At 73.9% G+C, this 9422-nt stretch carries 8 protein-coding genes and 1 pseudogene; 4 read left to right on the plus strand and 5 right to left on the minus strand.

Features of this window, described 5'->3' with window-relative positions; translation table 11 throughout:
* Positions 1 to 119: 119 nt before the first annotated feature.
* Positions 120 to 464, minus strand: a complete 345-nt coding sequence (locus EBN88_RS25655) for a DUF3817 domain-containing protein (RefSeq protein WP_122399438.1) — start codon at positions 462 to 464, stop codon at positions 120 to 122.
* A gap of 132 nt (positions 465 to 596) precedes the next feature.
* Here EBN88_RS25655 and EBN88_RS25660 point away from each other — a divergent pair, with 132 nt between their 5' ends.
* Positions 597 to 1073: a MarR family winged helix-turn-helix transcriptional regulator gene (locus tag EBN88_RS25660; protein WP_122399439.1), complete on the plus strand. Its 477-nt coding sequence runs from the start codon at positions 597 to 599 to the stop codon at positions 1071 to 1073.
* Positions 1074 to 1125: 52 nt separating this feature from the next.
* Here EBN88_RS25660 and EBN88_RS25665 read toward each other — a convergent pair whose 3' ends face one another.
* Positions 1126 to 2685 carry a sensor histidine kinase gene (locus EBN88_RS25665; RefSeq protein ID WP_122399440.1) on the minus strand — a complete coding sequence of 520 codons (1560 nt, stop codon included), beginning with the start codon at positions 2683 to 2685 and terminating at the stop codon, positions 1126 to 1128.
* Positions 2678 to 3361: a response regulator transcription factor gene (locus EBN88_RS25670; protein WP_122399441.1), complete on the minus strand. Its 684-nt coding sequence runs from the start codon at positions 3359 to 3361 to the stop codon at positions 2678 to 2680. The genes EBN88_RS25665 and EBN88_RS25670 overlap by 8 nt, the downstream gene beginning before the upstream one ends.
* A gap of 141 nt (positions 3362 to 3502) precedes the next feature.
* On the opposite strand from EBN88_RS25670, the gene EBN88_RS25675 reads away from it, so the two are divergent.
* Positions 3503 to 4360 carry a PepSY domain-containing protein gene (locus tag EBN88_RS25675; RefSeq protein WP_122399442.1) on the plus strand — a complete coding sequence of 286 codons (858 nt, stop codon included), beginning with the start codon at positions 3503 to 3505 and terminating at the stop codon, positions 4358 to 4360.
* 54 nt (positions 4361 to 4414) lie between these two features.
* Here the strand turns inward: EBN88_RS25675 and meaB are convergent, their stop codons facing one another.
* On the minus strand, positions 4415 to 5398 hold the full coding sequence (gene meaB, locus EBN88_RS25680; RefSeq protein ID WP_122399443.1) for a methylmalonyl Co-A mutase-associated GTPase MeaB: 984 nt from the start codon (positions 5396 to 5398) through the stop codon (positions 4415 to 4417).
* The gene (locus EBN88_RS25685; protein WP_122399444.1) at positions 5391 to 6602 is read right to left on the minus strand and encodes an acetyl-CoA C-acetyltransferase; all 1212 of its coding nucleotides are present in this window, start codon (positions 6600 to 6602) and stop codon (positions 5391 to 5393) included. Before EBN88_RS25685 ends, meaB begins: the two co-directional genes overlap by 8 nt.
* A gap of 196 nt (positions 6603 to 6798) precedes the next feature.
* Here EBN88_RS25685 and mce point away from each other — a divergent pair, with 196 nt between their 5' ends.
* Both mce and EBN88_RS25695 read left to right on the plus strand, forming a co-directional pair.
* Positions 6799 to 7251 (plus strand): methylmalonyl-CoA epimerase, encoded by a 453-nt coding sequence (mce, locus tag EBN88_RS25690; protein ID WP_122399445.1) that lies wholly within the window; start codon positions 6799 to 6801, stop codon positions 7249 to 7251.
* A gap of 118 nt (positions 7252 to 7369) precedes the next feature.
* Positions 7370 to 9422: pseudogene (locus EBN88_RS25695) on the plus strand (hypothetical protein); the annotation flags it as partial.

Raw genomic sequence — 9422 nt, forward strand, 5'->3', positions numbered from 1 at the left:
AGGCCGGTGGATGCGTACGGACGTCTCCCGGCACAGGCCGACAGATCCCGTTGAAGACCCGAAGTCAGTCAGGCGTTGGGTCAGACCTCGCCGGGAGACGTCCATGAACATCCTTACTGTCAGGCGTTGACCACGCCCTCCTTGCGGGCGCGGGCGGCGATCACCGCGTCGTCCTGGGAACGGCGCAGCCGCCGTTCGGCGAAGAAGCCGCCGACCGGGATCACCGACATCAGGAAGTACCAGGCGGCCGTCCCCAGCGACCACTTGGCGCGGTTCCACGCGTCCGCCCACAGCAGGACATAGGCGATGAACAGCAACCCGTGCACCGCGCCCATGACGGGCACCGCGTTGAAGTCGGTGGTGCGCTTGAGCACCGAACAGACCAGCAGCAACAGGAAGGAGACGGCCTCGGGGGCCGACACCAGGCGCAGCCGGTGCAGAGCCTTCAGGGTCTTGATGTCCATGGGGTGGGCGCCCTCTCGAAGCCGGGGTGGGACGGGTGTGGACATCCATGTGAACGGATGCACAAACCATTGTGGCAGCCCTCTCGACGATCAAGGGCCGGGGGTCGTCGGCTTTGGTTAGGGTTCGGTTCCATGGACACCGACATCGGCACCCGCTGGCTCAGCGACGAGGAACAGCGCGCGTGGCGGACCCACCTGGACGTCACCAGGCTGTTGACCCACCAGCTGGAACGCGACCTCCAGCCGTTCGGGCTGACCATGAACGACTACGAGATCCTGGTCAACCTCTCCGAGTCGGACGGCCACCGGATGCGGATGAGCGACCTGGCCGCCGCCACCCTCCAGTCCAAGAGCCGGCTGTCACACCAGATCACCCGCATGGAGAAGGCCGGGCTCGTCCGGCGCGAGCACTGCGACTCGGACAAGCGCGGGCTGTTCGCCGTTCTCACCGAGCAGGGGTGGACGGTGATGCGGGAGGTCGCCCCGCACCATGTGGAGTCGGTGCGACAGCACTTCATAGACCTGCTCTCCCCCGGCGACCTGGCCGCCCTGCACCGCGCGCTGCGCCCGGTCGCCGAGCATCTGCGCCGCAGACGCGGCAGACCGTAGACGCGGCGGGCCGGCGGCGCGTTCAGGCGGTGGCGTCCACCGGCTGGCGCGTTCAGGCGGTGGCGTCCGCCGGCTGGCGGTCCTCGGTCAGCGGGAGGCGCAACGTGAAGAGCGCCCCGCCCTCGGGCGCCGCGCCGACCGTCAGCTCGCCGGAGTGGCGCCGCGCCACGTCCCTGGCGATGGCCAGGCCCAGGCCGGCGCCGCCCTCGTCCCTGCTCCGGGCGTCGTCCAGCCGGACGAAGCGCTCGAAGATCCGCTCCCGGTCCGCCTCCGGCACGCCGTCCCCGTCGTCGCCCACCTCCAGCAGCGCCCGCCCGCCGGCCGACCGCAGCGAGACCCGCACCCGGCCCGCCGCGTGCCGCTGCGCGTTGTCCAGCAGATTGCCCAGCACCCGCGCCAGCTGGCCGCGCGAGCCCTTCACCCGCAGGTCGGCCAGCTCGCCGACCACCACCGGGTGCAGGTCGCCGACCCGTTCCGCCAGGGCCTCGTCGACCAGCCGCGCCAGTTCGACGGTGGAGCCCAACGGCCGTTCCCCGGCGTCGAGTCGGGCCAACAGCAGCAGGTCGGCGGCGAGCGCCTGGAGCCGGACGGTGTCCTGCACCGCGCCCGGCAGGTCCAGCAGCTCGGGGTGGGCCGCCCCCACCTCCAGCTGGGTGCGGAGCGAGGCGATGGGGCTGCGCAGCTCGTGCGAGGCGTCGGCGACGAAGCGGCGCTGCCGCTCGACGGACGCCTCCAGCGCGGCCAGCGTCTCGTTGGTCGTCCTGGCCAGCCGGCCCACCTCGTCCCTGGCCTCCGGCTCGGGCACCCGCCGGCTCAGGTCCTCCGATGCGGTGATGTCCGCCATCCCCCGGCGGATGCCCTCCACCGGGCGCAGCGCCCTGCGGGTCACCAGCCAGGTCACGCCGGCCACCACCGCGAGCAGCGCGGGAACGCCCGCCAGCATCGAGGTCCGCACGCTGTCGATGGCGGCCCGCTCCACGTCCAGCGGGGCGCCGGCATAGACGATCAGGTCCTCGTCCCAGGGGGTGGTCACCTCGACGACGGCGAAGAGGTAGTCGCCGCGTTCGCCGTCCACGACGGCGGTGCCGGTGACCTGGCCGATCTCCTCGTCCAGCTCGCCGGGGCCGGGGAACGAGTCGTCGTTCCCGGCGGCGTCCCGGTCCTGGGCGTCGCTGTCGTCGGAGTCGTCGTTGTCGGAGTCGTCGTCGGAGTCGTCGTTGTCGGAGTCGTCGTCATCGTCATCCGAGCCGGAGTCGTCGGCCGAACCGTCCGAGCCGCCGGCCTGGTCGCCGCCGTCGCGGAGCGGCGGGTTGGGGGTGACGCCGGGGACGCCGGTGCCGGTGATCTCCTCCAGGTCGTCGCTCACCTGGTAGACCCGGTCGTCGCGGTCCACCACCTGGACGGGCCGGGCCGCGTCCAGGTCCAGGTCGTCCAGGGCGCGGCCGGTCGCCAGCTGCGCGGCGACGTCGCGGCCGGTGACCTCGGCCTGGAGGCCGACCTGCTCCTGGAGGTTCTCGCGCAGCAGCCACAGCAGCAGCAGCCCGGCCGAGACCAGCGCGACCGCCACCACCAGCGTCGCGCCGACCGTCGCCCGCGCCCGGACGCTACCCACGGCCGTCGCCGTCCCCTCGGCCGGCCACCAGCCGGTAGCCGGCGCCCCGCACCGTGACGATCAGCCCCGGGCCGAGCTTGCGGCGCAGGGCGCTGACATAGACCTCCACGATGTTGGGGTCGCCCTGGTAGGCGAAGTCCCAGCCGTGCTCCAGGATCTCGGCCTTGGAGACCACCTCGCCGGCCCGCCCCGCGAGCCGCTCCAGCACCGTGAACTCCTTCGCGGTCAGCGGGATCTCGCGGTCGGCCCGGGTCACCCGGCGCGTCGAGCGGTCCACCACCAGGTCCCCGACCCGCAGCTCGGGCGCCGCGCCCCGGCCGCGCCGGCGCAGCAGGGCGCGGACCCTGGCGACCAGCACCACATAGGAGAACGGCTTGGTGAGGTAGTCGTCGGCGCCGGTGTCCAGGCCCTCCGCCTCGTCGTACTCGCCGTCCTTGGCCGTGAGCATCAGGATCGGCGTCTCGTCCCCGGTGGCGCGGAGCGCGGCGCAGACGCGGTAGCCGTTCATGCCGGGCAGCATGATGTCGAGCACGATGAGGTCGTAGCCGCCCTCGGTGGCCCGGTGCAGCCCGTCGGTGCCGGTGTGCACCACGTCGACCGCGAAGCCCTCGGCCCGCAGCCCCTGGGCCAGCGATATCGCCAGCCGCTTCTCGTCCTCGACTATCAGCACGCGCACGTGGTCCAGCTTCGCAAACGGATGCTGAAGACTTCTTCAGGTGCCTTCAGCTCCGCTTCAGCAACGGTGCGCGACGGTGGTGCACGTCGACAGCGAGGAACGTCGGCGGACGGACATTCCTGATCGGGGAGGAACCCAAGCATGAAGCGCAACATGATCGTCGCGGTCGCCGCTGCCGGAGCCATCATCGGCGGCGGCACGCTGGCCGGTATCGCGCTGGGCGCGGAGAACGACACGGAGCGGACGGACTCGGCGGCGCTGAGCGGCAACCTGTCGGCGCGGGACGGCGGCTCGCTCGGCCTCGACGGGGCGGACGACGACGGCGACGACGGCTCCGCCGAGGCGGGGGCGGGGGTTGTCGCCGGTGACTCGGCCGCGCTGCGCGCGGTGGCCACGGCGCTGGCGGCGGCGCCCGGGGTGGTCACGGAGATCGAGCTGGACCGGGACGACGACGGGCCGCGCGGCTGGGAGGTCGAGATCTACGACGAGTCGGAGACCTGGCACCGGATCGTGGTCAGCGAGGACGGCAACGAGGTCATCGGGGAGCGCACCGGCTGGTCCTGGGACGACGACGATGACGACGACGGGGACCGGGACGACGACGATGACGACGACCGCGCGGCGGCCCGCAGCCTGCTGGCCGCCGAGGCCAGCACCGACGCGGCGACGGCCATCGCGACGGCGGAGTCCCACACCGGCGCGACCCTCCGCGAGGCGGATGTGGACGACGGGCACTGGGAGTTGGAGCTGAGGGGCGAGGACGGGACGGAGCACGAGCTGTCGATCAGCCTGGCCAGCGGGGACATCGTGGCGCAGGAGAGCGAGCGGGACGACGACGGGGACCGGGACGACGACGGTCGGGACGACGACGCGGACGACGGTGCTGACGACCGGGACGACGACGGTCGCGACGACCGCGACGACGACCGCGACGACCGCGACGACGACGGTCGGGACGACGACCGGGACGACCGCGACGACGACGGCACTGACGACTGATCGTGCGGGTTGCTCGTTCGCGGGGTTCGCTGGTCTCCCTCCCGCCCGCCGTTCCTAACGCAGCCCCTCCAGCAGCAGGTCGGCCGCCGCGTAGGGGTCCAGCTCTCCGGCGTGGACGCGCGCGGCCAGCGCGCCCAGGCGCTGGTCGCCCCTGAGAGCGGCCATCCGCCCGCGGAGCGCGGTCAGCGCGATGGTCTCGATCTCACCGGCCGCCCGCCGCCTCCGGCGGGCGGCCAGCGCGTCGTGTTCCTCCAGCCAGCCGTGGTGCTTGGCCAGCGCCGCGACCAGCTCGTCCACGCCCTCGCCGCGCGCGGCGACCGTGCGGACCACGGAAGGCCGCCAGTCCCCGGGCGCGCGGGGCGGGCCGAGCCCCAGCATGTGCTGGAGTTCGCGGACGGTGGTGCCGGCGCCGTCGCGGTCGGCCTTGTTGACCACGAAGAGGTCGCCGACCTCCAGGATGCCGGCCTTCGCCGCCTGCACCCCGTCGCCCATCCCCGGCGCCAGCAGCACCACCGTGGTGTCGGCCTGGGCCGCGATGTCCACCTCGGACTGGCCCACGCCCACCGTCTCGATGAGGATCACCCCGCAGCCGGCCGCGTCCAACACCCGCACCGCCTGCGGAACGGCCCAGGCCAGCCCGCCGAGGTGGCCCCTGGTCGCCATGGAACGCACATAGACCCCGGGGTCGAGGGCGTGGTCGTTCATCCGCACCCGGTCGCCCAGCAGGGCGCCGCCGGAGAACGGGGACGAGGGGTCGACGGCCAGCACGCCGACCCGCAGGCCCTCCCTCCGGTAGGCGGCGACCAGGGCCGAGGTGCAGGTGGACTTCCCGACGCCGGGCGAGCCGGTCAGGCCGATGACCCGGGCGTTGCCGGTGTGCGGCGCCAACGCGGCCATGACGGCACGGAGTTGGGGCGACTCGTTCTCGACCATCGAGATCAGCCGGGCCACGGCGCGCGCCTGGCCGCTCCGGGCGCGCGCCACCAACTCCCGCACCTCGTCCGACGCGGCGTCGGGCGAGCCGGCCCGCTCAGTCACGTGGCGCGCTCAGCAGCAGCGCGTCGCCCTGGCCACCGCCGCCGCAGAGCGCCGCGATGCCCGTGCCGCCGCCCCTGCGGCGCAGCTCGTGGGCCAGGTGCAGCGCGAGGCGGGCGCCGGACATGCCGATGGGGTGGCCCAGGGCGATCGCGCCACCGTTCACGTTCACTCGTTCGGAGGTGATCCCCAGGTCGCGCATTGACTGGACGACCACGGCGGCGAACGCCTCGTTGATCTCGATCACGTCGAGGTCGTCGACCGTGAGCCCGGCCCGGTCCAGGGCGTGTTCGATGGCGCGGGAGGGCTGGGAGTGCAGCGAGTTGTCCGGTCCCGCGACGTTGCCGTGCGGCCCGATCTCGGCCAGCCAGGTCAGGCCGAGCGACTCGGCCCGCGAGCGCTCCATGACCACCAGCGCGGCGGCGCCGTCGGAGATCTGCGAGGAGGAGCCGGCGGTGATGGTGCCCTCGCCGTCCGGGCCGGAGAACGCGGGTCGCAGCCTGGCCAGGGCCTCCACGGTGGTGTCCGGCCTGATGCCCTCGTCGGCTTCGACGACCAGCGGCTCGCCGCGCCGCTGTGGCACGGTCACCGGCACGATCTCCTCGCCGAGCAGCCCGTTCTTCCGCGCGGCCGAGGCCCGCTGGTGGGAGAGCGCGGCGACCGCGTCCTGCTCGGCGCGGGTCACGCCGAGCCGGGCGTTGAACGCCTCCGTCGACTCGCCCATCGCGATCCCGTCGAACGGGTCGGTCAGCCCGTCGTGGGCCATGGCGTCCAGCACCTGCATCGCGCCGTACCTCACGCCGCGCCGGCCGGCCGGCAGCAGGTGGGGCGCGTTGCTCATGGACTCCTGTCCGCCGGCGACCACCACGTCGAACTCGCCCGCCCTGATCAGCTGGTCGGCCAGCGCCACCGCGTCGAGGCCAGAGAGGCAGACCTTGTTGACCGTGAGGGCCGGGGTGGTCATCGGGATGCCGGCGCCGACCGCCGCCTGGCGGGCCGGGATCTGCCCGGCACCCGCCGTGAGCACCTGGCCCATGATCACGTAGTCGACCTGTTCGGCCGCCACGCCGCCGCGCTCCAGCGCGGCCCGGATCGCGAACGAGCCCAGCTCGGCCCCGGAGAACCCGGACAGCGAGCCGAGCAGCCGCCCCACCGGGGTGCGGGCGCCCGAGACAATCACCGAACGACGCTGTGCGGATGCCGTCATCTTGTTCTCCTCGCGCAGTGCTGGGCCGGCGGGGGCCGGCCCCCGGATGGACCGCGTCTGATCACCGTGGACCACCGTGGACCACGTAAACGACTGTTCACCTCAATCTACCGACGCCGGCCAACCGGGTCATCGGTGCCCACCTGTGACCGTGGGCACGTTGCGCGCCACCCCCCAACCCCTGTGCACTGGAACCATGTTGACGCGCATCGACCACATCGGCATCGCCTGCTTCGACCTCGACGCCACCATCGAGTTCTACCGCGCGACCTACGGCTTCGAGGTGTACCACTCCGAGGTCAACGAGGAGCAGGGCGTTCGCGAGGCCATGCTCAGGATCAACGGCACCGACGACGGCGGCGCCTCCTGGATCCAGCTGCTCGAACCCGTCCGCGAGGACTCCCCCGTCGCCAAGTGGCTGGCCAAGAACGGCGAGGGGGTGCACCACATCGCCTTCGGCACGGCCGACGTGGACGCCGACTCCGAGGCGATCAGGGACAAGGGCGTGCGCGTCCTCTACGAGCAGCCCCGGCGCGGCTCGATGGGCTCGCGGATCACGTTCCTCCACCCCAAGGACTGCCACGGCGTGCTGACCGAACTCGTCACGCCCGCCCCGACCGTGACCGGTGCGGAACCTGAGGCCCACTGACGCATGGCGCCCCGGCCGGTAGAGTGGCCCAGCCGGGGCTTTGGGGCAATTTCACGTCCCGTGTTCGCCGACGACCGGATCAGCTTTACCACGACCAGGGGACGGATGGGACCGCACGGTGCGGGGCTACGACGCCTACCAGGCTGACGACCACCTCTCGCGACTCGAAGCCGAGATGGACCGGCTCAAGAAGGAGCGGGACAAGGCGGTCGACCACGCCGACGACCTCGGCTACCAGGTCGAGGTGCTGCGCGCCAAACTGCACGAGGTCCGCCGGATGCTGGCCGTCCGCCCCGTCTACGGCGACCCGACCTCGCACGCCGAGCAGGTGTTGCGCTCCGCCCAGCACCAGGCCGACCAGCTGCGCGCCGACGCCGAACGCGAGCTGCGCGAGGCGCGGGCCCGCACCCAGCGGGTGCTCCAGGAACAGGCCGAGCAGCGCGCCCGGATGGAGGCCGAGCTGCACGCCGAGGCGGTCAGCCGCCGGCAGCGGCTGGACGAGGAGCTGGCGCAGCGGCGTTCCACCGTCGAGTCGCACGTCAACGAGAACGTCGCCTGGGCCGAGCAGTTGCGGGCCCGCAGCGAGTCCCAGGCCAGGCGGCTGATCGAGGAGACCAGGGCCGAGGCCGAGCGCACCGTCAGCCAGGCCAGGGCCGAGGCCGCCCGGATGACCGACGAGGCCAGGCAGCGGCTGATGGCCGACGCCGAGGCCGCCAGGGCCGAGGCCGACGAACTGCTGCGCCGGGCGCGCGCCGACGCCGAACGACTGGTCGCCGCCGCCTCGGCGCAGGCCGAGGAGGCCACCGAGCACGCCGAGCGCCTGCGCAGCTCGACCGCCGAGGAGACCGACGCCGGCCGGCGGGAGGCCGCCGCGCTGGTGCGGAAGGCCGAGGAGCGGGCGAGCGAGGCGGAGAACGCGCTGCGCCTGGCCCGCGAGGAGGCCGAGCGGCTGCGCGCCGAGGCCGCCGAGGAGGCGGAGAAGCGCCGCGCGGACGCCGAGTCCGTGTACCAGCAGCGCACCGCGACCGCCAAGGCCGAGGTGGCCAGGATGGTCAGCGAGGCGACGGCGGACGCCGAGCGCCGCAGGACCGAGGCGCAGAACGCGCTGGACGAGGCGAAGGCCCGCGCCGAACAGCTCCTCGCCGAGGCCGCCGAGGAGGCGCGTTCCCGGTCGGCCGAGGAGTACGCGGCGCAGCTGGCCGAGGCGGCGCGGACCGCCGAGGAGGTGCTCAACAAGGCGGCGGGCGAGGCCAAGGCCACGACGAAGGCCGCCACCGAGGAGGCCGAGCGGCTGCGCGCCGAGGCGGAGGCCGAGGCGGACCGGCTGCGGGCCGAGGCGCACGAGACGGCCGAGCAGCTGCGCGGCGCCGCCCAGGACGACACCGAGGAGTACCGGGCCAAGACCGTCGAACTCCAGGAGGAGGCGCGGCGGTTGCGCGGCGAGGCCGAGCAGCTGCGGGCCGAGGCCGTGGAGGAGGGCGAGCGGATCAGGGCGGAGGCCCGCCGCGAGACGGTCTCCCAGATCGAACAGGCGGCGGCCAGCGCCGAGGAGCTGCTGGCACAGGCCAAGGCGGACGCCGAGGAGCTGCGTTCGGCGGCGACGGCGGAGAGCGAACGGGTCCGCACCGAGGCCATCGAACGCGCCACCACCCTGCGGAACCAGGCCGAGCAGGCGCTGCGCAAGGCGCGCGGCGAGGCCGAGGAGCTACGCGAGGAGGCCGCCGGGCACGCCGAGCGGACCCTCGCCGAGGCCAAGGAGGCGGCGGCCCGGCTCCGCGAGGAGGCCAGGGAGGCCGGCCGGCTCGAACGGGAGGCCGCCGCCGCCGAGTTGGAGCGGCTGCGCACCGAGGCCGGGGAGCGCCTCGCGGCGGCCGAGGAGGCGCTGACCGAGGCCAGGTCCGAGGCGGAACGGCTGCGCGCCGAGGCGCACGAGGCGGCGGAGCAGCTGCGGGCCGAGACGGCGGAGCGGGTCAGGTCGCTGACCGAGCAGGCCGAGCGGTCCGCCGAGGAGCTGCGGGCCGAGGCGACGTCGGACGCGGCCAGGGCCAGGGTCGAGGCCGAGGAGCTGGCCGTTCGGCTGCGCGGCGAGGCGCTGGCCGAGGCGGACCGGCTGCGCGAGGAGGCCGCGGCGGCGGCCGACCGGGCGCGGGCCGACGCGGCGGCGGCGGCCG

It is taken from the genome of Streptomyces triticirhizae, assembly GCF_003696235.1.
GTDB classification, from domain to species: Bacteria; Actinomycetota; Actinomycetes; order Streptomycetales; family Streptomycetaceae; genus Streptomyces; species Streptomyces triticirhizae.

Coding starts and splice junctions, on each gene's coding strand:
- EBN88_RS25655 (WP_122399438.1), bottom strand. CDS start 464: ATGGACATCAAGACCCTGAAGGCTCTGCACCGGCTGCGCCTGGTGTCG.
- EBN88_RS25660 (WP_122399439.1), top strand. CDS start 597: ATGGACACCGACATCGGCACCCGCTGGCTCAGCGACGAGGAACAGCGC.
- EBN88_RS25675 (WP_122399442.1), top strand. CDS start 3,503: ATGAAGCGCAACATGATCGTCGCGGTCGCCGCTGCCGGAGCCATCATC.
- EBN88_RS25685 (WP_122399444.1), bottom strand. CDS start 6,602: ATGACGGCATCCGCACAGCGTCGTTCGGTGATTGTCTCGGGCGCCCGC.
- mce (WP_122399445.1), top strand. CDS start 6,799: ATGTTGACGCGCATCGACCACATCGGCATCGCCTGCTTCGACCTCGAC.